Raw genomic sequence first — 26,228 nt, forward strand, 5'->3', positions numbered from 1 at the left:
TCAACCGTTCCTCTCGCAAAAACGAATTCCTCGAAAAACCAAACAGCTCATGAACATAGTACGATTCCAATTTTTGCTTGCCTTGTTAATTGGCGTTTGCTCTACAACAACAACCGCCGCACAGTGGCAACCCCATTCACTTCGCGTTGGTGAAGACTTTGTTGACCCGGTTGGATTCCATGATCCATTGCCCGTATTGTCGTGGAAGTTGCCAGTGATGGACGGCGTGCTGGCGCAGTCGGCTTACCGAATCGTGGTAACAAGCGAAACCCAATCAGCTTCTAGTTCATCGGTACTCTGGGATTCCGGAAAGGTTGAATCGGATCAATCGGTTTGGGTGCCTTACAAAGGACCTTCGCTCGAGTCCAGGCAGCAAGCATTTTGGCGGATCAAGTTCTGGGACAACCAAGGCCGTGAGTCGCAGTGGAGCAATGAAGCTAAGATTGAAATGGGCCTGCTTTCCAATTCCGACTGGAAAGCCGATTGGATCGAAGTCGATCGTGGACTAACGGCAAGCAGCAATGTCAGAATTTTAAAGGCCGAGTACGGAAGTCGAACGGGCGCAACACCCAAGGTTGTTGACGTCGCCGATAAACTGACGCGTGCGATCACCAACGGAGCGATGCCGATTCGCGTCACAAATGCTCGACTTGGTGGTGACCCTGCGCCGCAAACACCGAAAACGTTGTGGGTTGAGTACGAAGTCAACGGCGTTAAAAAGCAGGCGGAAGTTCCGGAAAACAGCACCTTTAATCCATATCCACCGTTTACGGCTCACCCCGGCTACTATCTTCGCCGCGATTTCAATGTCGAGCAAAAGATCGTTAAAGCTCGATTGTACGCATCCGCCCTCGGGATTTACGAATTCCAAATCAATGGCAAACGAGTCGGCAATGATTTGCTGAGTCCCGGCTACACAACGTACTCCAAACGCGTTGAGACGTTGACGTACGATGTGACATCAATGATTCGTGATGGTGGAAATGCGATTGGGGCTCTGTTGGGTGAAGGTTGGTATGCGGGGAATTTATTGCTCCGCAAACCCACGGAACTTCAAGCATTAACACCAAAGCTGCTCGGACAGCTGGAGTTGACTTACGCTGACGGTCGAGTTGAAACGATCAACACCGACAAATTTTGGAGCGGCACCGATCAAGGCCCCATCCGAGCCGGCGGCTTCTATCACGGTGAAGATTACGACGCGGCACTTGAACTTGGACATTGGAGCATCGCGGGATATGACGACTCTGCATGGGACGCAGTGAAGCCAACAGCCGTATCTTCGGAACCTCTGCTCGTACCAAAGCGAATTCCGCCGGTTCGGGGCATGAAACAAGTGGCGGCTGTCAAATTGACCGAGCCCGAACCGGACAAGTACGTGTTTGACTTTGGACAAAACCTAGTGGGCGTTCCAGAAGTGACTTTGCCCGTTGCGAAGGGTGAAAAGATTACTTTTCGTGTCGCCGAAATGCTGGAACAAGATGGCACGCTCTACACCACCAACTATCGAAGCGCTCGTTCGCAAGCGACTTATATTGCGGCGACCGACGGCCAAATCGGTTGGAAACCATCACTGACGTTCTTTGGATTCCGCTATGTGGAAATCAGCGGATTGTCCAAAGGCGAAGAACTAAGGCCTGAATCGGTGACGGCACACGTTTATCACACCGACTTTGACTCGACCGGAAAGTTCACTTCGTCACATGCGAAGCTGAATCAACTGCAGAGTAACATTCGATGGGGCCAAATTAGTAACTTCCTCGACATTCCAACCGATTGCCCCCAACGCGACGAACGACTCGGTTGGACCGGTGATGCACAAGTCTTTCTGCCCACGTCTTTCTTCAACTACGACGTGTATTCGTTTTGGGCCCGCTGGCTACAAACCGTTCGCGACGATCAGACTCCGGAAGGCAAGATTCCACATACTGTGCCGGCAACAAATTTTGGGTACGCAAGCCCCGGTTGGGCCGACGTCGTGGTGACGGCTCCTTGGGACGTCTACGAACGAACCGGCGATATTCGGATTCTCAGCGACAACTACGAAGCGATGAAGAAGTGGGTTGGCGTTTACGAGCGAGAGTCCGAAAGTCTGATTCCTACGCTGAAAGGTTTTGGTGACTGGTTACAGCCCTTTTCCAAGGGTGATCGCAAGGGCGATACGGCTCAGGATTTGATCGCGACGGCCTACTTTGGTCGTGACGCTCGAATCCTTTTTTGGACAGCCACCGCATTGGGCAAGAAGGAAGACGCTCAACGCTACAAAAAACTGCACGCTGACATTCGCAGTGCGTTCTCGAATCGGTATTTTGCCGGCGCTGAAGTTGCCGAGGGAGCGAACACACAGACCGCCTGCTTGATGGGATTAGCTTACGAACTGGTCGAGCCCGAGCTTCGCAAAAAAGTTGCGGCGACACTGCTGGAGAAATACGAGGAAGCCGACCGCCATCTACGAACGGGATTCCTTGGGACTCCACTGCTGGCTCCTGTTTTTGATGAACTCGGGCACCCTGAGATCTGCTTCGAGCTGCTGTTTCAAGAAAGCTACCCATCATGGTTTTATTCGATCAATCAGGGAGCCACGACGATGTGGGAGCGTTGGAACAGCTACAGTCATGCGGAGGGATTTGGGGACGCAGGCATGAACTCGTTCAACCACTATGCCTACGGAGCAATTGGCCAGTTCATGTACGAACGGGTTGCCGGTCTGGCTGCCGACCCAAATCACCCCGGATACAAACACTTCTTCATTCGTCCCCTGATCGGTGGACCACTCACATCGGTTCGCGCCGAACTGGAAACCATCTATGGGAAAGCGGTTAGTGGTTGGGAATTGAACGGGAATTCGCTCGCGATGGAAGTGGTGGTTCCGCCTAACACGACGGCAACAATCAAATTCCCCAATGGACGCCAAAGCGAAATCGTCGGTGCTGGAAAGCACCAATACAAACTTACGATGGCAATGGTGGGATCTGCGAAGCCGATTCAGGATTAGCTCGCGCGTGCTTAGCTGCACGCATTGCATGCTTGCTTTCCTAGTGGAAATCTCATACCAAACGTGAAACCGAAATATCGCGAAACTCAAAAGACAGAAATGAACAAACTGAACTTTGCCTATTTGGCCCTTCTGATACTGACTGCGCAGCAAATGCTTGACTCAAGCCAAGCGTTTGCTGCCAGCGATGATCAGACAGCACCCACTCCGATGAACATCCTCTTGCTGTACGCCGATGATTGGCGGCACAACACGCTTGGGGTAGCCGGCAATTCGGTCGTAAAAACACCAACGCTCGATCAATTGGCAACGGAGGGAGTGAGATTTACTCACAATTGCGTCACCACTTCTATTTGTGGAATTAGTCGCGCTTCGCTGTTTACGGGGCAGTGGATGTCGCGGCATGGAAACCGATCGTTTAAGCCGTGGCAGACGGCTTGGTCAGAAACCTTCCCAGGTTTGTTGCGTGAAAACGGTTATTACGTCGGTCACGTCGGCAAGTGGCACAATGGCAAACTTCCGGCCGAAAATTTTGATTTCAGCCGATCCTACTACGGGAAACACTGGCTCAAACAGGCTGACGGGTCGAAGGTTCACGTCACGCAAAAGAACGAGAATGACGCGATGGATTTCCTACGGACTCGGCCAACCGATAAACCTTTCTGTTTGACGGTCGCGTTTTTTGCAACGCATGCCGAAGACTCCAATCCACTGCAATTTCTGCCACAACCCGAAAGTATGGAACTGTACGAGAACGTCTCGATTCCGGTCGCAGTGAATGCTACACAGGAATCATTTGAACGATTGCCTGAGTTTGTAGGCAACGAGAAAAACGAAGGTCGAAACCGCTGGCACTGGCGTTTCGACACGCCTGAAAAATATCAGTCGATGATGAAGAACTATTACCGTTTGGCTACCGAGGTTGATACGACTTGCGGGCGTATTCTGGCGGAATTGAAAGAACAGGGATTAGCCGACAACACGCTGGTCATCTTCACGACGGACAATGGTTACTACCACGCCGAGCACGGCCTAGCCGACAAATGGTATCCGCATCAAGAAAGCATTCGCGTTCCACTGATTGTCAACGATCCTCGGATGACCAAGAGCACACGTGGTCAGACCAAGGATGAATTCACTCTTAACGTGGACTTGGCACCCACGATTCTCGCCGCCGCCGGGATCGATGCACCTGAGACGATGCAAGGATCGGACCTAGGCTCACTTTATCTTTCAGAAGAGAAACCCGAGTGGCGTGACGAGTTTTTCTATGAGCATCCGATGCTCAAGAGCACCGACTTTATTCCCGCTTCCGAAGCATTGGTGCGAAAGGACTGGAAGTACTTTTACTGGCCCGAGTTTGATCGGGAGCAGTTGTTCGATCTGAAGAATGATCCAATCGAGGAGAATGACCTCGCGGCCAATCCGATGCACAAAGACAAACTGATTGAAATGCGCAAACGCTTCGCTCAGCTCAAAGCTTCAGCCCACTAACAAGCAGCTTCTTTGATCGAACCATTGTGCTAATAGAAAACGCAAGCCCAAATTTTTCAGATACCACACGGTTCCCCTCAGGAAAGATCTGTTCTGATGCTCTCCTCCCTGAAATTGAGTTTTTCGAAAGGCAGCACGCTAGAATGTTTGAGTCCAATCAGCAAGTGAACGGGACGTTTCTGTTCGCACTTTTGATGATGCTCGTTACGAGCATCACATACGCCGACGATCCGATTGTGCCCCCGCCGGGCGGTCAAGACCTTTTGTCGTTCCAACGTGACAGCAAACTCCGATTTCACAAGTCGAATGTGGAGGCGACGGCGGCTTGGACGCAAGTGAAGGACGTGCCGCTGGAGGCCATTTATCAGGTTGAATCCGACGTCCGATTTTGCGCCCCTGAAAACATGCAGGTGATTGTCCCAATCGACGCCGCGATCAAAAAGGGGGACGTCATGTTGCTCTCCTTTTGGATTTGCCGGCCTGGAGCAGGTGGCCAGCCGAACAACGTGTATTTTTCCGTTCAGTCCGAAACGGAACAATCGCAATATGAATACAAACTGTCAGCGTATCGAGAATGGAAGCAGCACGTCCGCTCGTTTGTGGCGACGGCCGATTGTGATCCAGCCAGCAGCAACGCCATTTTTGAACTGGGCGAAGCGGGGACCATCGCCCAGATTGCTGAACTGCGGCTGATCAACTATGGAGCAGACTACGACATCAAAACGCTTCCCCGTTCCACGGTCAACTATAAGGGCCGTGAGTTTGACGCGCAGTGGCGAGAAGATGCATTGGCACGAATCGAGAAGATACGCAAGGCGGACATAACCGTCCAAGTCGTCGACGCCCGCGACAATCCGATTCAAGACGCCAAAGTAACAATCCAAATGCAGCGACACGCTTTCGGCTTCGGCAACGCGGTCAATGCTTATCTTCTCGGTGGCAACGAGAGCATGTTTCCTTACGCAAAGGTTCGCAACGGAACGAGCGTGACGTCAACGTGGTCGGACGCACAGAAGTACCGCGAGATCGTCAAGAAGTACTTCAACTGTGTAACCTTTGAAAGCGAGTTGAGGCCACACGTTTGGAAAAAGCAAATGAGTGGCACACCAGACGGAAACAGCTTGCACAAGGTGTTCACTCAGCAAGCCATTCCGTGGCTACAAGCCAACAATGTCGACATCCGTGGGCACTACCTAGCCTGGGCAGCGATGGATTTTAACGCAATGGAAAAGCAATTTATCGGCAACCCCGATGCTCACCGTCAATGGCTGTGGGAGCACATGGCTGACGTGTTGCGCAAGACATCCCTCTTTGTTTCCGAGTGGGACACAATCAACCACATTATCGCTTGGGGCAAGCACACCTATGAAATCGAATACGGTGGGATGCAGATCTACGCGGACATCATGAAGGAGGCTCGGCGACTGGCCCCTAACGCGACCCACGCAATCAATGAAGGCAAGGTGCTGCCCGACGGCTACAAACGCGAACCCTACAAGCGTGTCATTCGCTTTTTGAATGAACAAGGTCAGGCACCGGACACCGTTGGTTTTATGGGGCACTTTGAACTGATGACGCTTACGCCGCCAGAAGAATTGCTCGAGGTGTATGATCGTTTCGCCGAGATCGCTCCGCGGTTGCAATTGAGCGAGTTTGATGTCGAAGCTGGCGACGACGAACAGTTGCAAGCAGATTACTTTCGCGACGTGATGATCGCGACGTTCAGTCATCCAAACTTCGTTTCAATCGTCCAGTGGGGATTTTGGGAAAAGGCTCATTGGAAGCCCGCAGCCGCATTATGGCGTGCTGATTGGAGTCTCAAACCGTCGGGTAAGGTGTTCGTCGATTTGGTTGCCAAACAATGGTGGACCGACGAGACTGCAAGAACCAACGCCGCCGGCAATTGTCAGGTTCGAGGATTCTTGGGCGACTATCACGTCACTGTAGAACGGGAAGGTCAAATCGTGATGAAGAAAGCTACGCTGAACCGCGAAGGCGCCATGATTCGATTCAAGCTCAAGTGAGACTAAGGATTCAATTCCGTTGAGAACGACCGTCAAGGCGACCATCAATGGAATGCCGTCATGATGATTGAAGAACGTTCTGTCAGCGACGCCGGGCTGTTTTGGGAGATTGCATGCCTCAACCCGGACTTCCGCGGCGACCAAGCAGAAGATGTCGAGTTTGCTGGAGCGAAACCATCAACCCAAATTGAAATCGACAACGGCATCGGCTATTCAAGCATGGTCTTCTAGCTTGCTGACGGGATTTTTGATTTTGTCGCAAGAGATTTACGCCATGCGTTGGGAGCAAGCCCGTACGCCTGTTTAAAAGAAGAAGAAAGGTGAAAGCCGGAACTGAAGCCGGTTTGGGCAGCGATCTCATCGAGCGTGGCGTTGCTGGAAGCCATGAGCACTCGTGCGCGGGTAAGTCTCAGGTGGATGACGTACCGCCAGGGGGAAAGACCGGTGTGGACGCGAAAAGCTCGTCGAAAGTGTGAGTAGGCAACGCCGAACTTAGCTGCGAGCGATTCCATTTGAATTGCCTCGCGGTAATGATCGCTCAGGTATCGTTCGGCACGATGGACTGCACGCTGAATGTTCGATAGCCGAGCTGGGCTGGTTCCAATGCAAGCGCACTGGGCAAGAACCTGCAACGCGAGGGCCGCGAGCTCCGGTCGGCTACCGGCCGTGTCGTCTCCGATCCGAAGATGAATACGATTGAGTGTTTCCTCGATGCCGGCATCAAAACCACCGCGTCGGAGCACCGAATTCGCTGGAAACGTGTCTTCTTCAAGCAGTTTGTCGACAACGGGACCTCGCACCTCGATCCAGCTTTCGACCCAGCCGGTTTGGGGATTAGGACGGTAGCGGTGCCAGCTGTTGGGGAGGATCAAAAACACCATGCCAGCGTCGACTCTCCGCTCTCGTACCTCGCGTGTTTCGAGCAGGCCGCTGCCTTCCAGAATGAGGACCACCTGAAGAGCTTCGATGACGCGCCCATGTTGCCAGTCCAGATCATGATCGTCAGGGTGTTTGTTAGGCGGATAGGGTGTTTGAGGCGGAATGCGAGTGAAGCCTGCCGCGGAAAGCGCCAACCCCCAGTTCAGGAGTTCAGGTGGGGTCGGGATGTAGCGAAAGTAGTTCTTCATGGCGATGATCATTTTATATATGCTAAATGCCATCCTCGCTATTCCATTTTGACCAGCGAGATTTAAATTTAGGACTATGAAGAACTCACCTTTACGCATCGGACTATTCGGAATCGGACTCGACACCTACTGGCCACAGTTCGAAGGGCTGAAAGAACGACTCGAAGCATACCTCACCTCGGTCGCAGGGAAACTTGCACGTCCGGGCGTTGAAATTGTCAACGTTGGACTCGTGGACAGTCCTGAGCGGGCGTATCAGGCGGGGCGAGAGATGCGGCGCGCCGATGTGGACGTGATTTTCCTGCACGTCACGACCTACGCGCTGTCTTCAACCGTGCTGCCGGTAGTGCGACGGGCCAAGGTGCCCGTGATCGTACTGAACCTTGCACCGGAGGCAGCGATCGACTACGCGCATTTTAACTCACTTGGCGACCGGACCAAAATGACCGGCGAGTGGCTAGCACACTGTTCCGCCTGTCCTGTGCCGGAGATCGCCAACGTCTTTCAAAGAGCAGGGATTCCCTTTCATCAGGTCACAGGCGTACTTGATGACGATCCCGTGTGCTGGGACGAGATCGACGCCTGGGTCGAAGCCGCACGAGTGGCTGCGGTCATGGCGGAAAACCGTCTCGGTTTGATGGGCCATTACTACAGCGGAATGCTTGATATCTATACCGACATGACACTCCAGTGCGCGGTCTTTGGTACCCACGTTGAGTTGTTGGAAGTGGATGAGTTGGGTGCTCGGCGTCGCGACGTAACGCAGAGTGAGGTTGTGGCAAGAGTGGAAGAGTTCCACGAAGTTTTTGATGTCCAATCGGATTGCTCAGCGGAAGACTTGTCCGAAGCAGCACGGACCGCTGTGGCTTTGGATGCAATTGTCGACGATTATCGACTTGGATCGATGGCGTACTACTACAAAGGCACGGGGGTTTCGGAAAACGAAACAGCGCTCGCTTCGATCATACTCGGCACATCGCAGCTTACTGGCCGCGGTATCCCGGTCGCCGGTGAGTACGAAGTCAAAAACGTACAAGCGATGAAGATCATGGACCTGTTTGGCGTCGGTGGTTCATTCACAGAATACTACGCGATGGATTTCAACGACGACGTCGTGCTGATGGGGCACGATGGTCCGGGCCATATTGCGATCGCAGAAGGAAAAACGAAAGTGCGTCCGCTCAACGTCTACCACGGCAAGGTCGGGCGTGGAGTCTCGGTGGAGATGGCCGTCAAACATGGTCCAGTGACACTGTTGTCCATTGTCGAGCAGCCCGGCGGAACACTTGCATTGCTGGTTGCCGAGGGAGAGTCAGTAGCCGGGCCGATTTTGGAGATTGGCAACACGAACAGCCGTTATCGGTTCGATTGCGGCGTTAGAGAGTTTGTAAACCGTTGGAATGCGGCGGGCCCAGCACACCACTGTGCGGTCGGAGTTGGCCACATCGCAGACAAAATCGACAAGCTCGGAAAGCTGCTGGAGATCGAAGTAATCACTGTGGTATGAACCGAACGCGAAAGATGCTCAATGACAAACCTGCAACCTTTCAAAAGCTGTCTGAAACTGTTCCTTGTTTTGACCCTCGCCATGATTTCCACATCCGCCCTTGCCGGGTCCGTGAAAGTCGAGAAGCTGCGCTGCGAGTATCTTCAGGATCCACTTGGCGTTGATGTGGCCGAGCCGCGCTTGAGTTGGCAGATCACGGATGCGTCCCTGGTTCGCGGTCAGGTGCAGACCGGCTATCGCGTTCTTGTGGCGAGCCGACCCGAAATGCTGGAGAACGAACAAGGTGATCTCTGGGACAGCGGAAAGGTCTTGTCTGCGCAATCTGTTCTGGTGCATTATCAGGGTGTGGGATTAGCGTCGAACCAGCATTGTTGCTGGCAGGTCCGTGTTTTTGATAAGGATGGGAAGGCGAGCGATTGGAGCGAGCCGGCGAGTTTTTCAATGGGGCTGCTGGATCCAAGCGACTGGAAAGGGGGGTGGATCAAGCATCCTGGGATGCCCCCAGCGACCGAGGCCGCGGTTCGTTCCGGCGAGACACTACCGGTCGAACAGCATCTTTGGTTCCGCAACAATCTGAAGCTTGATGCCGCCGCCCAGACGGCTTTCCTGCATGTTGCTTCGTGTGGATACCACGAACTCTACGTGAACGGCAACAAGGTTGATGACCGTGTGCTCGCCCCGGCGCAGAGCCGACTCGACAAGCGCGTGCTGTACGTCACCTATGACGTTGCGGATCTGCTGCGACAGGGCGACAACGTGATTGCGTTGTGGACAGGCCCTGGCTGGTCACGATACAGCTTTTTCAAAATGCATCATGCGTTGCGCGTCCAACTTGATGGCTCGGACGCCGACAACAACCGGTTCTCGTTGTCCACAGGCTCTAATTGGCGCTGTGCACCGGCGAACAGCAGAAACGATGGCGGCACTCGCTACGGTGACAATGGTGGCGAGCTTCTTGACGCTGGTAGATTCGTCGCTGATTGGAACGCGGTTGGCTTTGACGATGTCGCTTGGTCGTGGGCGGAGGAAACGGAGATTGGTGCCCAGCTGTCTTCGCAAATGATGGAACCGACACGCATCATCGAGACCTTTTCGGCGAAGAGCGTTTCGGGTGACGGCGCCTACCAAATTGACATGGGCAAGAACTTTACCGGTTGGCTGAAGATCACCATGCGTGACCAGAAGCCCGGTGACCGGATCAAAATCCAAGTCGCGGACGATGAACAGACGGTGCAGGATTTCGGACAGCGTAATGAGTACATCTGCAAGGGCGGAGGCACCGAATCGTTTCAAAATCGCTTCAACTACATCGCGGGCCGGTACGTCACAATCGATGGCCTACGGCGCAAACCGGAACCCGAACAGATCACCGGATTGGTGCTCGCGACCGATCTGCAGCAAGTGGGGCGGTTTTCTTGCTCCAGTGAGCTGTTCAACGAGATCTACGAAGCCGACCTTTGGACCTTCCGCGCCAATACTGTCGAAGGCTTCACAATGGACTGCCCACACCGTGAACGTCTCGGTTACGGCGAGGTCGCCTTTGCCAACGCTTGGGCGATCGGATTGCCGAACTACCACTGCGGTGCGTATTACACCAAACACGTGCGAGACTGGTCCGATGTCCAAGAGTCAAACGGCTGGATCCACCACACCGCGCCTCAAATCAACAAGCACTACGGCGGGCCGATGTGGAGCAGCGCCGGACTCAATATCGCTTGGGCCTTTTATCAGCACCACGGCGATCCACGTATCCTCGAACTTATCTATCCGTCTGCAACACGCTGGTTGGGATTCCTAAACGCCCATGTCGAAGGCGGACGTTTGAGGAACTACGCGACGCACGGCGGTCGATTCCTTGGTGACTGGGCCGCTCCCGGTCAACGCAAAGAGTTTGGTGACACGCCGGAGGCAGAGTATTTCAACAACTGTGTCTATGCCATGAACCTCGCGAACGTCGCTGACATGGCGAGGATTCTGGGAAAGGACGACGATGCGGCACGTTTCAAAGAGCGGCTGAGGTTGCTACGCAGAACAATTCACGAACGTTTCTTCGATCCAACCACGTCAAATTATTCGGCGGGAACACAGGTCCAGCAGGCTTTCGCCTTGATGACGGGGGTCACGCCAGAACACCTCCGACCAGCCGTGATGGCGAACATCGAGAAAGACCTCACCGAAGTGCATCGCTACCTTGACATGGGCAGTTCTGGATTGCCGGTATTGTTCAAGTTCATGATCGAAGAATCGGGCCAAAGCGAGTTGTTCTTTGATGCGCTGTCGATGACGACACAGCCAAGTTACGGATACTTCCTCGATCGCGGCGAGACTACTTGGCCCGAATACTGGAACGTTGATGTGCCCAGTCGTATCCACACCTGCTATACCGGCGTAGCGTCGTGGATGACCAAGAGCCTTGCTGGTATTCGCCCTGATCCTAACGCGCCGGGTTTCCAATCCTTCATTATTCATCCCGTCTTGGCGGGCGACCTGACTTTTGCCGAAGCCTCTACCGAATCTCCTTACGGCGAGATCACCAGTCGCTGGGAACGAAACGGACCCCGGCTCACGCTGGATATCATGATTCCTCCAAACTCCCGGGCGACTGTCTACGTTCCAACGCGCGATCCGCAGCGCGTGTCCGAAAGCGGGAGGTCTCTTCGCGATGCTGACGGTGTGACGCTGTTGCGCATCGAAGACGGGCGCGCGGTGTTGAGTGTCGACGCGGGCGCTTACCAGTTCACCTCCGTTCTCGAATCGAGTTTACGGCCATGAATCCAACTTGTGGACGTCCGTCGTTTAATATCGAAGGCAAATGAACCCGGAATTGAAAATGATGATAAACAAGCTACTGCTATGGCTCCTATGTGTCACAGCGTTATTCGCACGCGCACCTGCTACCGGTTTTGCTGCTGACAAAAGCAGGCCGAATGTCATTTTCTTGATGGACGACCAACACCGTTGGGACGCGCTCGGGGTGGTGGATGGTGCTGTAAAGACGCCGAACCTGGATGCCCTGGCAAAATCGGGCATTCTCTACGATCAGGCCGTCTGCCAGGCGCCGATGTGTATTGCCAGTCGTAACTCGATGATGTTCGGTCTCTATCCGAATCAGACTGGTGTACTGCGTAATGGTCACGGAATGCCAGACGCACAACTGCCCGCCCGCCCGCTGCCCGAACTGTTCAGAGACGCCGGGTACCAAACCGCCGGCTTTGGTAAAACCCATTGGGGTTTGGTTTGTGGGACTCGTGGTTTTGAAACCCGATATATCGCAGAGTGCCTTGAAAATGACGCCGTGATGATGATCGACGATGCACCGGCAGCCAAACAGCGATACGATGCCGAGAGCAAAACGATGGGCCCTGGCGAGGAGGACAACCTCGGGTATCTCGGGTTCACAAGTCCATTGCCGGAGGGAGAACACCGAGACGGCTGGGTAACCAATAAATGCCTCGAGTTTATCGACGGCGAGATTGATCCCGAACGACCATTGTTTCTGTATCTCTCTTTCCTTAAGCCACACGCCGGTCACAACGTTCCTGCCGGGTACGAAGATCGCTATGACGTGAATGACACTCAGTACGCGTCGCAGCCACCATGGACGGAGGACCGCTCGCCACATGCCGCCGGTGTCAATCGCCGTGACAAGTACATCGACTACTGGAGCAAAGCAACGGACGAGCAATGGCGGTTGATGACCATGCGATATCGGGCGAACTGCACGTGGATTGACGATATGTTCGGAAGAGCCCTGAAGGCTCTACAGCGAAAGGGGGTGCTGGACAACGCGATCATTGTCTTTTGTAGCGATCACGGCGAAATGCTGGGCGAACGCTTCTATCGATTCAACAAGTATTGTCTTTACGAATCAAGCGTCCGCGTCCCTCTTGTACTCGCTGGTTCCGCGATTCCCGAGCAACTGCGTGGGACACGCGATCATCGGGCCGCCGAGTTGGTGGATCTCTATCCCACCTTGCTGAGCGCCACCGGGATAGAAGTTCCGCAACAATCGGTCGGGTTAAATCTGTTGGACCGTCAGAAAAGGCCGGCATCGTTCTGTGCCCTGCATGAACGAGAGGCCGAAGCCGCTTTTATGTGGCGAACTGCTGACCACAAACTGATTCTCAGGATGAAACGAAGAGTCGACGACGACGCCAGTACGTACACGGCAAACGACATTATCGGTGGCGAATTTTTTGATTTGGTCAATGATCCGCAAGAGTGGCGTGACCTGTACTCGGCTCCTTCGGTCCACTTGGAGACACGCGAGAGGATGACCCAGGAACTGTTGGCCTTTCTCAAGTCTCACCACAAACGGACGAATTTCAGGCAACGAAAAAGATGAAGTCCTGATACGATTCAACACATTGCGAAACCGATCGATGAACCAACCCACATCCATTCTTTTTATTGCACTGACACTTATCGCCGGAGGCCTTCGCGCCGACGAATTCGTTGATGCCTTCCGGAATCCGCCTGATGCGTCGCGTCCGGGTGTTTACTGGTACTTCATGGACGGCAACCAGGATCGCGACGAGATGATCGCCGACTTGCGTGCCATGAAAGAGGTCGGCATCGGCAGCGTACTGTTTCTGGAAGTCGATCTGGGGATGCCGCGTGGTCCAATACCGTTCATGACCGAACCGTGGCAGGACAACATCGCACATGCCTTTGCCGAAGCAGGACGAATGGAGATGGAAGTGATTCTCGGCACCGGGCCTGGCTGGAGCGGCAGTGGAGGGTCATGGGTGAAAGCCGAGGACTCGATGAAGCACCTGGTTGGCAACAGCCTCAAAGTCACCGGGCCAGCAATGCTCGACGAAATTTTGGAGATCCCGCCACCTCATCCGGCTAACCACTTCGCCGGAATGAATGCAGTCCATGAATCCGAACGTAATGCATGGCACGAGGATGTGGCCGTGATCGCCTTTCCGACTCCTGCCGAGGAAACAGCCACCATTGATCAGATCAACATCAAGACCTTGAAGGATGTGCAGCCCTACTCAATCCGCCGGACTCTCCAGCGGTTTGTCGCGTCTCGCGCCGATTACACCGAGCCGGATAAGTCCAGCGTGATCGATTTGAACCAAGTCATTGATCTAACTTCGTTGATGCAGCCCGACGGTCGCATCCGCTGGAGTGTCCCCAAAGGCGAGTGGACGGTGATGCGATTCGTTTCCCGAAGCACCGGCCAAACCACACGCCCTGCTCCACAGACCGGCCACGGATTCGAGACAAACAAGTTTGATCGCGAAAGTTACCAACGGCATTGGGAAAATTTTCATGCCAAACTGATTAAGAAAATCGACGCCAAGGGTGGACCGCTCAAGCCGGGCACGGGGCTGACAACCATTCACCTCGACAGTTGGGAGATGAGTTCTCAAAACTGGACTGCGGGGTTTCGCGAGGAGTTTCGTAAACGCCGGGGATACGATCCGCAGCCCTTCTATCCCGCTTACACCGGACTAGTCGTCGATAGCTTGGAGCGGACCGAGAGATTCTTGTGGGACATGCGCAAGACCTCACAAGAATTGGTGCTAGAGCAGTACGCCGGCGTGATTAAACAGATCGCCCATGAGCATGGCTTGCTGTACTCGAACGAGCCTTACGACATGAATCCGGCCGGCGACATCGATCTGGGCTCCGTTGCCGACATACCCATGTGTGAGTTTTGGAACGCTCCCCATGATACGCAGTACGGCTGCATCGAAGCAGTCAGTATCTCGCACACGATGGGACCTCAGGTTGTAAAGGCAGAGGCTTTTACGTCGAGTGAAGATGCCTTTGCGAAGCATCCCGCTAATATGAAGAACCAAACCGATTGGGCTCTCGCGATCGGCATCAACGGCATTGTTTTCCACACCTATCAGCACCAAACGCTCGGCGACAAAGAGCAGCCAGGGATGACCATGGGACCCTATGGCGTTCAGTGGCATCGTAACCAAACGTTCTGGCGATTCCTGCCCGCCTATCATGAGTACTTGGCGCGCTGTTCGCATCTTTTGCGGCAGGGCGAAGCGGTGGCCGACATCCTCTACCTCACGCCCGAAGGCGCCCCGCACATTTTCGAGGCCCCCGAGGATGCCACCGAGGGAGTCACAAGGATGCGAGACAAGAAGGGGTACGCCTTCGATGCGGTCACGCCGCGGATCCTTGCGATGCGGGCACGGGTCGAAGGCGACAGAATCGCCTTTCCGGACGGCAGTAAATATCGGGTCCTGGTATTGCCCGACGTGCCGGCGATGACTCCCGAATCACTTGCAACCATCAAGAAGTTGGTGGAAGCCGGGGCCACTGTGATCGGTAACCCGCCGGTCAAGTCCCCAAGCCTAGTAGACTATCCGGCGTGTGACGACGAGGTGTCCAGACTGGCTGAGTCGATTTGGGGTGGCGCTGAAGTTCCTGAGGAAGTGACTCGTATCGAACGAGGAAAGGGCGAGGTGTTCTGGGGTGGAGCCCTTGCGCCTAGTTCGGGCCTCTTTCCGAGCTACCTCACCACCGAATCAATCTTGTTCGGGCTGGGACTTCCTGAAGATTTCTCCTCGCCCTCGGGCAAGCTGCGTTACATCCATCGTCAAACGGAAGACCGCGACTTCTATTTCGTTGCCAACCGCACCGAAGAGCGGGTCGACACCGAGGGGATCTTTCGGATCGAAGGACGTCAGCCGCAACTGTGGGATCCGGTTACCGGAACCACGCGGCAACTTGAAAATTATGAAGCACGCGATGGGATGACAACTATTCCGCTCTCCTTCGAACCTTACCAGAGCTTCTTTGTCGTTTTTCCGAAAAGCAACTCTGGAAATGATCGAGCAAATGTTGCCATCGAAAATTTCCCAACATTGAAAAATTCCTTGCAGCTTGATGGAGTCTGGGACGTTGCCTTCGATCCCGTGCGTGGCGGTCCAGCGGATGTCACTTTTGATCGATTGCAGGATTGGACAAAACACCCGGAATCCGGCGTTCGCTATTACTCGGGCGTGGCCACCTATCGCAAACGTTTTGATCTCTCAACGCCAGACGTCTCGGACGACACGAGGCTCTATTTAGACCTTGGCACTGTGCATGACCTTTGTCGCGTCCGCCTCAATGGTCATGATCTCGGGGTCGTTTGGACTGCACCATGGCGAGTCGACATTGCTTCCGCGGTGAAACCTTCCGACAACCAGTTGGAGATTGACGTGGTCAACGGTTGGGCCAACCGGTTGATCGGCGATCTGCAGGAGGGTGATCGGGGAGTTCGCGAAGTGACATGGAAATCAGGTTTACTGGATGGCAAGACTTTTTCAGCGGGGCGTTTTTCCTTCGTAACCCACCAACATTACAAGCCGGCGTCACCGTTGCTGCCGGCCGGCCTGCTCGGGCCAGTGACTGTCTTGGTAGAATCTTCAGCGGAGACACCTTAGCAAAGAACACTTTGTCTCAGGCCTTTTTACGGCAGTGCACGACAACCGTTTTACAATCTTAGCAACATTCCTTTATTGGCGACTTGCGTTTTCGATATCGTCGTTTCCAAACTCTTTCCGCCGATAGCCCAATGATTATGCAATGCAGCACCATTATTATGCGAGATACCATGATGCATCTTATGATTCGATCGATTTCCGCCGTCGTCGCCTGTGTCTTTGTGGTTTTAACAAGTGCGGAAGCATTCTCTGAGTATAAACAGCCGAACATCATCTTCATCCTCGCCGATGATTTGGGATTCAATCAAATTGGCGCTTACGGTGACACACCGATCAAAACGCCGAACCTTGATTCTCTTGCAAAGAATGGCATTCGGTTTACACAAGCATACGCCGGCAACACGGTCTGTTCACCATCGCGTGTTTCTCTGTTTACTGGCCGCGACGGTCGATTGATGGACAACAACTCCAACACCGTCCAGCTTGAAGCTATCGATGTTACCATCGCTCATGTGCTGAAGCATGCGGGATATGACACGGCCTTATTTGGCAAGTACTCCATCGGTTCGCAAATGGGAGTTACTGACCCATTGGCAATGGGTTTCGATACTTGGTTCGGTATGTATTCGATCCTGGAAGGTCATCGACAGTATCCGCATGTCCTTTGGCGGGACGGAAAGAAGGTGCGTATTGAATCGAACGAGGGCGGTAAGAAAGGGGCTTACGCTCAAGAACTGTTTGCAGGCGAAGCGATCGATTACATCCGGCGCGACCGAGACAATCCGTTCTTTATCATGCTCGCCTTTTCTTCGCCTCATGCCGAATTGGGCGCACCAGAGGAATTTGTGAGACCCTACGAAAAGGAGTTCACCGAAATACCCTACACAGGGATGGCCACCGGAACGCCTGCGGACAAATACGCTTGGTACTATCCCGAAGCAGTTGAGCGACCGCACGCCACGCTGGCTGGCATGGTGACGGCGTTTGATGCTTACGTGGGCAAAATCGTCTCCACGCTTAAAGAGAGAGGCATCGACGACAATACCCTCATTGTTTTCACGTCCGACAACGGTCCGCACGATGAAGGCGGCGGCGATCCAAGATTCTTCAAAGCATCTGAACCATACAAGGGCATGAAACGGGATCTTTACGACGGCGGGATTCATGTTCCGATGATCGTCCATTGGCCTGCTGCGATCAGGATCGGCCGAGTTGATTCTACACCGTGGGCCTTTGCAGACGTTTTGCCAACGTTCGCTGACATCGCTGGCGTTCCGTTAAATTCCGTTCCACGTGTACGGACCAACGGAGTTTCCATTCGCAGTCGCTTGAACGACAGTCCGCTCGTTTTACCCGAGCGTACGCTGTACTGGGAATTTGGCAAGCAAGCGGGTGACCCCAATTCAGGAGTCATCGGGGAGGTCTTTCAAGCTGCCCGTCGCGGACCTTGGAAAGCCGTCCGCTACGGGATCGATGCGCGCGTGGAGCTGTACCAGATCGAGAAGGATCCAAGTGAAAGTGACGAACTATCGGAGAAACATCCGGAGATACATCAAGAGTTCGTATCCCTCTTCGAGCAATACAAGGGTTAGACGCCAAATTCTAGTTTGATATTCCATTCGAATTCAAAAAACAACTTCCACAATAAAACGCACGGCCCATAGCACCAACATCAACGAGGAGGGCTTGAGGGATCGTCTTCTTATGCGTGCTTTCAGTATCCGATCCCATCGGGGGCTAGGCGAGCCAGATCGAACTGATAGAGAAGTCAACCGTTGATGAAAAGCCGCGTCATGCAGTACATGAAAGCCTCGCAAATCGTGCAATTAAAAGTTAAATAGCGAGTCCAAACTTTAGGGCTATAACAATCCGAAAATTTCTTTCCAAGCCTCGATTGCATCTTTTTGGGCGTCTTTTTGTGTCACCAACTCTTCGTCGAAGCCCCAAAAATTGAGATCCAATTCAAACCGGTTGCTCCACAACGATCCTCCTTTGCCCTGTTTGGCAACCCATAGAAAAGCTCGGCCAACTCCGTCGGGCCATCCTCGAAAATGCTTGGACGTTTCGTTCGCTGGCCCGCCGTTGATGAACTCTGAGACACTCGCGGTGATTTCTGCTGGCATCGAGTGATCCTTGTTGTTCGAGTCTTTGGGTTTGAAGGGCGCATTGACATTGACCGCCCCTATCATCGTTTTGCCGTCAATTTCGAAAAGACAAGACTGCGTCCAGGCAAAACACTTTTCCATCTGCGGAATCAGTTTCGCAATACATTCACCAGGCTTGCCGATCTGTTTGGGAATCTCCATCGCCGTGGGGTTCCCAATCGCGGACTGTTTCGCAGCAATGGATCGCGCCTCACCGGATTCATTTTTCAAGATACGCAAAGTTCCTGTTACGGTTTCATGTTCTGAAAGCTTGAACGGAGCCTTTCTCGACTTCTTAATCAATTCAATTTGCAGCGAGTCTTCGATGGGGCGAAAGGTCGCAAAGTTCTTCGCCTTGCGTTTTTCCTTTTCAATTAAATCCCATGAAGTCGGATCGGGAACTGCTCCTTCGATGATCACCCCCGTCAGTTCCATTTCGTCGATCTGCAGACTCACCAGCAAGCCTGGATGAAGACCGAAATTGTTTTGAAGGCTCTTTGGCATCTCCATCTCGGTGGTAAAAGAGTCGCTTCGAACGCTTCCCCAATACTCACCATTTTTCAACAACTTTGGTTTTTGCTTTGGCTGTTTCTTTTTCGGCGGAAGCCCCTTTGAGGCACGCCGCAGCAAATCAAAATCCTGACTAGGAGGATGGATTGGCAATATCGCATCGGACATGCGAAACGATGTTGGCTTCTTCACGTGTGAAAGGAAAATCGCTAGCTGTGGAAAAACGTCTTTGTCGAGATCTTCATGTAGAAATCGAGTGAACGCGGTGGCGCGATAGAACCCAGGCTCGCACCTGACAACGTAGCTGGCTGCTTCAGTGTAGGCCGTGCTATTGAGGTTTTCGTCTTTGCGAGAGTTGATCTCGAAGTGATCAGCTTCTTGCTCAGATCCCTCTTCGAAGAATTCAGGTTCGTAGACGACTAACATTCGGCCAGTCGGGAGATCTAGAAATTGAGTTACCGGATCGAACCAATTTCCATTCTTCGGTGCCGCCGGTTTTGTATGATCTTCGTTGGTAAACAACAGATCGAGGCTTGGCACGCTATCGCTATCCGTTATTGCCGGGTGGGAGTCAACTGCCATCCACGTTCCCCGACCAGCCCATCGTCGAATCTTATCGTATTTCGATTTTGGTTTCTTTCGCCAAGCCACGTCGAGTAGATTGAATTTGGCATCATTCAATCTTTTTAGATTTGATTCATCGAGCATTAACGTGCACCAACCGACGGATCCCGATCGGAGACTGATTGCTGAAGGATCCACCTTCTTTATCGACGGTCGCCTTTGTTTCTTAGCCACACGGTTCTCCATTGTATTCGGGTGATTCCAGGCTTCATCTCGCTTTCTAAGCATGAAATATCTTATCGCATCCGTTTATGAATTTCGAGTTTTCATATTGGTTCGCGCGCGGTCACGGAATGTTGAGCAACTTTTTGGTCCTGGACCATCGACGACAACGCTCAACAGGCGATCGTAGCAATAAAGTATTTTGGCAGCGGATTCTTCATCGTTCACTCCTTATGGTATTTTTTGAGGTTACCATACTGCTATGCAAAACGTGGACCTGAAATATCCTTTGAAACCGCGAAACGTTTCATACAGGATTTGCCAAACTAGTTCTCCACGAAAAAAAACCAGAGCTCGCCTTTGAGAATCTGTCCGTCTGGCATTACTGCGTCGACGCGCCAAAAGTAGCGTTGTCCCGGTTGCAGTGTTCCGGGATTCACAATATTTGATCTGTCCAACGTCACTTGGTGGTGAAGGTTTTTTTCTTCGTTGCTGAAATAGACGATGTGTCGATCGGCACCGTACGCTTCGAGGAACATCAGGCTAACGTCTTGCTGCACTTCCTGTGCGCCGTTGGGTGGAATCGGTGTCGAGGCTCTCTTCTGCAGGCGACCGGGGATCCAATAGCTTCTATCCCCGCTTTCGTAGGCACCAATATCGGGTGAATTGCCGATGAAAGACGGCGGCTCTAGGTTGGTATCATCTGTTGGTTTGTCAGCTTTCGTGACAGCGATGCCAGCGTCAATAACCCTTGAGCCTCGCTTGGGGCGGAAATCGAGGTTGGCAGGATCACGCAATTGATTCACAACCACGCCTTCTCCGTGAAGATTGTTCTCCATCCGCGCCGAGATCGGTTCTTCTGGTCGTCGAACACTCCAAGCGACCATTGTATCGGCCAAGTTATTACGTGCCAGCGTGTTTCGATTGTGGCCGTCGGTGTTGCCAAACCTGTTCGGGATCGAAAAATAGCTGTTGTAGAACGTGTTATTGAACAACAAGTGACGGTCGCCCTTGAACTTGCTGCCGTGGGTGCTGAGATTAAATACGACGTTGTGGTGGACACAGCCACTTTCCCCCATGCGATTTGTCGTCGAATCAAAACGGATGCCCGCGCGATTGGTATTGTGAACCCAATTGTATCGGACCACGGTTCCTTTCTGCGCATCCGTACCGATATTGATCGCCGATCCGTCGTGTTGCAGTTTTCCCAAATCCCAGAGCCGATTGTATTGCACAATCGAATCGGGCCCCGGTCGGATTCCCTCGGAATTTCCAGCGGTACGAATGGTGTTGCGTCGAATGATGCAACCGCCGCCGCCCGACAGCGTCCCACTGCCCCCGCTGGAGTTCACGTCCCATTCGATGTCATGGATATAGCAGTTTTCGATGACACTACCAGCACTACGGACCTCCATTGCCGGTGAATTGGCAAAGGCGATTTCACAGTTGCGAATCACATTGCCATGAACCCCCTTATCGCGATTGACAATACGCGTCATCACATTTCGATTCGTTTTCCCCTTCGCATCCTTCCCGTGCATTTTGTCAGGATCCGCAGAGGAGCTGAACCAACTAAAGTCGCCAAGCATGAATTTGTTGGTCGATGGATAAAGCAAACGACTATCCTCGACCACAACGTGTTCGCAATCCGTCATGGAAAACGTGCTTGCAAAGAACTCAAGCCCCTGGAACACAACATGCTCACATTCAATCAACCGAAGCGTATAGTCTCGCACTTTTGCGGTCACTTGCACTTGATTCGGGTCAATCTCGTCTGCTGGTCGAAAATAGATCGTCTCCGACTCAGCGTCATACCACCATTCGTTAGCCCGATCCAGAGCCGGTAAACCGAGTATGTAGTAAGCAACATACTTTTTCATTTTCGTGCCCTGATTGTCGTAGTGAAACCAGTTGCGTCCCGCGTCGTGATCGGTAATCGGTCGCGCCCAAGTCAACCAATGATGCAGGTTCAGTACAGCGATCGCGCCAGTGAAATCGACACCCGTTTCGCCGAGGCTAACTTGATTGATTCCTTCATTGACTGTCAGTGCCTCGGAACCTTCTTCCGATGAATCGGCGTCGCGAGAGATTGGATTTCGGTCATGGATCAGTCCATCGGTTGTTTTTCCGATTGTCTTGCCACGAGCAAAAACGCGATCGGTGAAACGCATGCAACTTTCTATCTGCCAAATCGAACCGTCTTCGAAGGAGGCGTTCGGCCAGCGTGCAACATCAACGAGCTTGCGATCAGTAAAAAGTTGCCAAACCGGCTCACCCGATTGGATTTGGTAGATTCCGTCTTTCCAAGGTGACCACTGGGGCGGCAATGTGATCGTTCCGTCAAATACCACTTGCTCTCCGGGATAACTTTTGAATACCAGCGGCTTATCGGGCAGTCCCTTGAGCCCTTTTAAGATCGCTTCGGTCCGATAGTGCCCATGACGCAGCCAGCAAATGTCACCGGGTCCCATTTCTATCGCAGCCCGTTGGATCGTCGCGAAGGGACGGGCTTTACTCCCATCGTCTTGATCGGTGCCAACGGGGGAAACAAAGTACTCCGTCGCCTGCAGCGGTTTGTTGGACGTTGTGAGCATCAAAACAGCAAACAACGCTGGAACACTCCAAAACGCTCGTCTGCGTGATGAAAGACGCGTTCGAACAACTATAGCAATCAAATTGAAGTCAAAGCTTCTCAAGGTTTTCCCTCGTAGAATAGATCGATACAAATGAAGTCAGGGTGATACTTGTGCTGCATGTCACGCGGAAACCGTCCCGATGATGCTCCCATTGTACGTCGCCATCGCGTCCGAGCATTTCCACTGATTCGATCTTTCCAATCCGGGTGTTGCCAGACGCAAGAAACGTAAGCTCAACCTCAGGTCGCTTCTTTGGTGGCCACGCAAGTACGTACGCATATAGGTATTCGCCTTTGGTTTTGTAGCGGTTGCAGACATTTCGGACGAGACTAATCGCGTCGGCTCGGCAGATTCGCATCAATAGAATGCTTCAAAGTTTGTATTTCTCAGTGTCGAGTGGTCGGTCGATCTTTTTTTTTAAACCCGAAGTGCTGTCTTCAGCACATAATCCAGCTTTGGTTCATTACAATCGGCACTCGAGAATTTTCGACGGGAACGGCGACGGCTATTTTTGGGCCATCCCTTCGAGTCGATTTCGGATATACCTTGTGGCAACACAAAATATCCCCGAAAGGGCTAACAGAGGATTGGTTGAATGGTTAGCGAGTCTGAATCAGGCAACTCCGTTTTACACTACGAGGTGATCGCATGACGATGGTGTGCTTTGTGGTGTTTTCCGAAAACATAGACTTCGATCAAGATCGTTGGATGAGCCAACTTGTTGACCCATTGCCGGGTGGTGTACGAGTTTCTCAAGTCACAAAGAATAGCGAAGATATCTCTCAGATTGATTTTGAGAACTCCGGGAAAGACAAACTGGATCCGGGGACGGTCTTTGTCTCGAAGATGCCTCCATTGCAAATCGATGCAGAAGATTTGGGTTCACCACTCTGGCCACTTGCTCAACAAGAGCTCGCAAGCAATCAATGTCATTGGATCGTCACGACGGCATGCTCGGAACTCTCACCGGTCAACGAAGCTCTGCTGCTGACTCATGTCACCGATGCCATTCTGCGTTCTCATTCCGCTGCGGTTGGTGTTCTTTGGCATAAGCATGGCCTAAAACTCTCGTCGCGTTGCTTTCGAGAAATCGTTGCATCCCTTGCGCCCCAAGAACTACCAACATCACTCTGGATCGATATCAACGTCATCGCTGATCCAAGCGATCCGGATACACCTCCGATAGCGCTGACAAGCGGAATGGATGCTTTTGATCTGATGGAGATCGAATGTATCGGGTCACCTGAACCGCCCGATGAAATACGAGACAGAATCGATGGGATTTGCGACTACTTGCTGAAGAATGGTCCTGTCCTCGAACATGGAAATACACTCGGGGAATCCGAAACGGAACGCATCCTGGTGCTTCACACAAAGTCGGCGTTTGGTCGCGAAGGGAAAGTGATTCAACTCCGCTACGAAGGTGGCGACGACCACGGGAAATCAACATTGCCCCAGCCCGATCCTCCTGTTCTAAAGTCGATCGTTGCATTGATGGCGGTGTTGTTGGTGACAGGATTTCTGGTTTTTGGTCTCGTCAAGTTGGTCGGGTTCATCGTTCATGCCGTCCAAGCGACTCCTGACAAGCCTGTTGCGATAGTGGCATCCACCGAAGAAGGAGAGAAGGCCCCTGCGCCACCCGCTCAGCAACAGTCGACTATCTTCCGGCCCTCTGCCAAGACGCCGAATGAAAAAGTTACGCCCGCTTTTGATACAGGTCGTTTACCAATCTCGCAGTCGCTCGCAACGGATCAAGAACCGGAGACGCTATCTGAATCGGTTTCGAACACGGAGAACTCCAATCGCATTTCAACGGACACTCGGGACACGCGACCATGGAATACCGGATCCGATGGGATCGTGATTGATGCAAAGATCGTAGGTGTCGATCGTGAGAATGGCGAAACCAAGATTCGGCTGCAAAGAGCCGATGGAGAAAGGGTGACGATTCCTTACGCTTCTATCTCCGAGGAAGATCAAGACTATGCCAAGGACTGGTATCGGCGTCAGAATGAAGAGCGACACTCGACCGGTGCTGCCGGACTTCCAGTGATCGGCGATACCGTCCGAATTGAATGGGGAAACAAGTGGTGGGACGGTGAGGTCATCGAGGTGGATGCAGAGCGATTTAAAGTGACGTATGCGGGCTGGGGTTCAAACTGGGATGAGTGGAAGACATCCGATCAACTGCGTTGGTCAGATGACACACCAGTGATCCCGGATGAACCAGTGAAAGAAGAGTGACAACAAGTGTTTTCTTGGCCAGCGTTGAACGTCGATGCCGCATCGACGCGGGTTTAAGGGCATTCTGCGTGTTTTCCCACTAGCGGTTACGTTCCCTTTATCCCGGCAAAAGTACTTAGTGACTTCGTCTGCCTCTACGGGAGGACTAAAGAAGTAGCCTTGGTATTCATCACAGTCGTGCGTCTTAATAAACTCGAGCTGCTCCTTTGTCTCCACGCCTTCGGCCAATACCTTGAGGTCTAAAGCTTTAGCAAGAACGATGATGCTCGATGCGATCACGCCATCATCCGCGTCGGGGATGTCCTTGATAAATTCACGATCAATCTTAAGCCGATCGATCGGGAATTGTCGCAAATAGGAGAGTGAGGAATACCCGGTCCCGAAGTCATCGATGCTGATACTGACACCCAACTCCTTAATCAGATGCAACTTATAGACTGCCTCGGCAACATCGCCAATCAGTAGTCCTTCAGTGATCTCAAAGTCTAGCTGGCTTGGCTGGACGTCGGATGCGTGATCAGTACATAGTGCGAATCGCCGTCCAGCGTACGGAGCAGTTGCATGCTTCCGTCGCGTTCCTCGACGACTTGCGTTTCGTGGGCGTCGGGCCGAGTCCAGTCCTCTGGTTCTTTCCCAAAACGGCCTGAACCGTATGCGAACTGAAACGCCACTTGCAGACGCCCGAGGCGAATCAGGGGCGCCTCAACGCGAACCGCCAGCAGATCCGAATTCGGGTGACAGACGGTTGTGACTTCCACGGACTGTCCCTCCAACTCGAAGCGACTGTGAAGCACGCCCGACCAGAGGTCGAGTTTCTGTTCCATCGACTGCAAATCGTCGATCGTCGCGCGCGTTCCGTCTTCCTTTGTCAGCACGAAGCCAACATGCCCAAGTCCTAGGCGGTGCGGATTTTCGCGCAGCCACTTGCCTGCGTCATTGCTGGTTATGGAAGCGTAGGCAACCTTTCGCCCCTGAGCATCGTATTCCTTCATCGCGCTGGCTAGCCCGAAATTCTTTGGATTCGGAAATGCATGCCAGCCCCAGTTGGATTGCGTGCTGAGCGGAATACCATCGCGATAGGATTCCGGGAATGTCTGCAGTCCGGTGATGTCAGCAGTAAACGCCAGCTCTCCGTTTCCGACTGTCAGCGGCGCCAGCGGATCGTGCTCGTCAAGGACCGGACAATGCCTCTGTACGACCACGCGACGGTTGATCGGAGAATTGGCGAACACCGACAGGCTGGAGAGAAGACCAAGGAATACCGCGATGTATCGAATCATGAGAGTTGAACCTTTCAAATACGCCCGTTTTTGACCTAGAACTAGCAATGTCGCCGACCATTTCGACCGTGAATC

General features: G+C 52.9%; 16 protein-coding genes. 10 read left to right on the forward strand and 6 right to left on the reverse strand.

The window, feature by feature from the left end:
• The first annotated feature begins 49 nt into the window (after window positions 1-49).
• From CA13_RS13640 to CA13_RS35090, 4 genes are all read left to right on the forward strand, one after another.
• Window positions 50-2,995, forward strand: a complete 2,946-nt coding sequence (locus CA13_RS13640; protein WP_146397494.1) for an alpha-L-rhamnosidase — start codon at window positions 50-52, stop codon at window positions 2,993-2,995.
• 153 nt (window positions 2,996-3,148) lie between these two features.
• Complete coding sequence (locus CA13_RS13645; RefSeq protein ID WP_146403644.1) at window positions 3,149-4,489, forward strand: sulfatase family protein; 1,341 nt, start codon at window positions 3,149-3,151, stop codon at window positions 4,487-4,489.
• Between the two features lie 143 nt (window positions 4,490-4,632).
• Entirely contained in the window at window positions 4,633-6,513 is a 1,881-nt protein-coding gene (locus tag CA13_RS13650; RefSeq protein WP_146397496.1) for an endo-1,4-beta-xylanase, read from the forward strand.
• Window positions 6,514-6,573: 60 nt separating this feature from the next.
• Window positions 6,574-6,744: a hypothetical protein gene (locus CA13_RS35090; protein ID WP_419194312.1), complete on the forward strand. Its 171-nt coding sequence runs from the start codon at window positions 6,574-6,576 to the stop codon at window positions 6,742-6,744.
• On the opposite strand, the gene CA13_RS13655 is transcribed toward CA13_RS35090, so the two are convergent.
• A complete protein-coding gene (locus CA13_RS13655) occupies window positions 6,741-7,739 on the reverse strand; it encodes an AraC family transcriptional regulator (protein ID WP_146397498.1) in 999 nt (332 codons plus the stop codon). The genes CA13_RS35090 and CA13_RS13655 overlap by 4 nt on opposite strands.
• Between CA13_RS13655 and CA13_RS13660 the strand changes: the two genes are divergently transcribed.
• From CA13_RS13660 to CA13_RS13680, 5 genes are all read left to right on the forward strand, one after another.
• Entirely contained in the window at window positions 7,717-9,147 is a 1,431-nt protein-coding gene (locus CA13_RS13660) for an arabinose isomerase (RefSeq protein ID WP_146397500.1), read from the forward strand. The two genes, CA13_RS13655 and CA13_RS13660, sit on opposite strands and share 23 nt — an antisense overlap.
• A gap of 81 nt (window positions 9,148-9,228) precedes the next feature.
• On the forward strand, window positions 9,229-11,919 hold the full coding sequence (locus tag CA13_RS13665; RefSeq protein WP_419194313.1) for a family 78 glycoside hydrolase catalytic domain: 2,691 nt from the start codon (window positions 9,229-9,231) through the stop codon (window positions 11,917-11,919).
• Between the two features lie 58 nt (window positions 11,920-11,977).
• Entirely contained in the window at window positions 11,978-13,492 is a 1,515-nt protein-coding gene (locus tag CA13_RS13670; protein ID WP_419194314.1) for a sulfatase family protein, read from the forward strand.
• Between the two features lie 37 nt (window positions 13,493-13,529).
• Window positions 13,530-16,553 (forward strand): glycosyl hydrolase, encoded by a 3,024-nt coding sequence (locus CA13_RS13675; RefSeq protein WP_146397506.1) that lies wholly within the window; start codon window positions 13,530-13,532, stop codon window positions 16,551-16,553.
• Between the two features lie 170 nt (window positions 16,554-16,723).
• Window positions 16,724-18,145 (forward strand): sulfatase-like hydrolase/transferase, encoded by a 1,422-nt coding sequence (locus CA13_RS13680; protein ID WP_419194315.1) that lies wholly within the window; start codon window positions 16,724-16,726, stop codon window positions 18,143-18,145.
• Window positions 18,146-18,412: 267 nt separating this feature from the next.
• Here the strand turns inward: CA13_RS13680 and CA13_RS13685 are convergent, their stop codons facing one another.
• The 3 genes from CA13_RS13685 to CA13_RS13695 all read right to left on the reverse strand — a co-directional run bounded on the left by CA13_RS13685 (window position 18,413) and on the right by CA13_RS13695 (window position 22,987).
• Complete coding sequence (locus tag CA13_RS13685; protein WP_146397508.1) at window positions 18,413-19,789, reverse strand: hypothetical protein; 1,377 nt, start codon at window positions 19,787-19,789, stop codon at window positions 18,413-18,415.
• A 530-nt stretch (window positions 19,790-20,319) separates the two neighbouring features.
• Window positions 20,320-22,587: a right-handed parallel beta-helix repeat-containing protein gene (locus CA13_RS13690; RefSeq protein WP_146397510.1), complete on the reverse strand. Its 2,268-nt coding sequence runs from the start codon at window positions 22,585-22,587 to the stop codon at window positions 20,320-20,322.
• A gap of 88 nt (window positions 22,588-22,675) precedes the next feature.
• A complete protein-coding gene (locus CA13_RS13695; protein ID WP_146397513.1) occupies window positions 22,676-22,987 on the reverse strand; it encodes an alpha-L-fucosidase C-terminal domain-containing protein in 312 nt (103 codons plus the stop codon).
• Between the two features lie 290 nt (window positions 22,988-23,277).
• Between CA13_RS13695 and CA13_RS13700 the strand changes: the two genes are divergently transcribed.
• Window positions 23,278-24,873: a DUF4261 domain-containing protein gene (locus CA13_RS13700; protein WP_146397515.1), complete on the forward strand. Its 1,596-nt coding sequence runs from the start codon at window positions 23,278-23,280 to the stop codon at window positions 24,871-24,873.
• Here CA13_RS13700 and CA13_RS13705 read toward each other — a convergent pair.
• Both CA13_RS13705 and CA13_RS35095 read right to left on the reverse strand, forming a co-directional pair.
• A complete protein-coding gene (locus CA13_RS13705; RefSeq protein WP_419195111.1) occupies window positions 24,826-25,350 on the reverse strand; it encodes an EAL domain-containing protein in 525 nt (174 codons plus the stop codon). The two genes, CA13_RS13700 and CA13_RS13705, sit on opposite strands and share 48 nt — an antisense overlap.
• 8 nt (window positions 25,351-25,358) lie before the next feature.
• Window positions 25,359-26,153, reverse strand: coding sequence for a hypothetical protein (locus CA13_RS35095; RefSeq protein ID WP_419194316.1), 795 nt, complete (start codon window positions 26,151-26,153; stop codon window positions 25,359-25,361).
• Window positions 26,154-26,228: the final 75 nt, after the last annotated feature.

The organism is Novipirellula herctigrandis (assembly GCA_007859835.1).
Taxonomy (GTDB): Bacteria; Planctomycetota; Planctomycetia; order Pirellulales; family Pirellulaceae; genus Novipirellula_A; species Novipirellula_A herctigrandis.

Coding starts and splice junctions, on each gene's coding strand:
- CA13_RS13640 (WP_146397494.1), top strand. CDS start 50: ATGAACATAGTACGATTCCAATTTTTGCTTGCCTTGTTAATTGGCGTT.
- CA13_RS13645 (WP_146403644.1), top strand. CDS start 3,149: ATGCTTGACTCAAGCCAAGCGTTTGCTGCCAGCGATGATCAGACAGCA.
- CA13_RS13650 (WP_146397496.1), top strand. CDS start 4,633: ATGTTTGAGTCCAATCAGCAAGTGAACGGGACGTTTCTGTTCGCACTT.
- CA13_RS35090 (WP_419194312.1), top strand. CDS start 6,574: ATGATGATTGAAGAACGTTCTGTCAGCGACGCCGGGCTGTTTTGGGAG.
- CA13_RS13660 (WP_146397500.1), top strand. CDS start 7,717: ATGAAGAACTCACCTTTACGCATCGGACTATTCGGAATCGGACTCGAC.
- CA13_RS13655 (WP_146397498.1), bottom strand. CDS start 7,739: ATGCGTAAAGGTGAGTTCTTCATAGTCCTAAATTTAAATCTCGCTGGT.
- CA13_RS13665 (WP_419194313.1), top strand. CDS start 9,229: ATGATTTCCACATCCGCCCTTGCCGGGTCCGTGAAAGTCGAGAAGCTG.
- CA13_RS13670 (WP_419194314.1), top strand. CDS start 11,978: ATGATGATAAACAAGCTACTGCTATGGCTCCTATGTGTCACAGCGTTA.
- CA13_RS13675 (WP_146397506.1), top strand. CDS start 13,530: ATGAACCAACCCACATCCATTCTTTTTATTGCACTGACACTTATCGCC.
- CA13_RS13680 (WP_419194315.1), top strand. CDS start 16,724: ATGATGCATCTTATGATTCGATCGATTTCCGCCGTCGTCGCCTGTGTC.
- CA13_RS13685 (WP_146397508.1), bottom strand. CDS start 19,789: ATGGCAGTTGACTCCCACCCGGCAATAACGGATAGCGATAGCGTGCCA.
- CA13_RS13690 (WP_146397510.1), bottom strand. CDS start 22,587: ATGCTCACAACGTCCAACAAACCGCTGCAGGCGACGGAGTACTTTGTT.
- CA13_RS13695 (WP_146397513.1), bottom strand. CDS start 22,987: ATGCGAATCTGCCGAGCCGACGCGATTAGTCTCGTCCGAAATGTCTGC.
- CA13_RS13700 (WP_146397515.1), top strand. CDS start 23,278: ATGACGATGGTGTGCTTTGTGGTGTTTTCCGAAAACATAGACTTCGAT.
- CA13_RS35095 (WP_419194316.1), bottom strand. CDS start 26,153: ATGATTCGATACATCGCGGTATTCCTTGGTCTTCTCTCCAGCCTGTCG.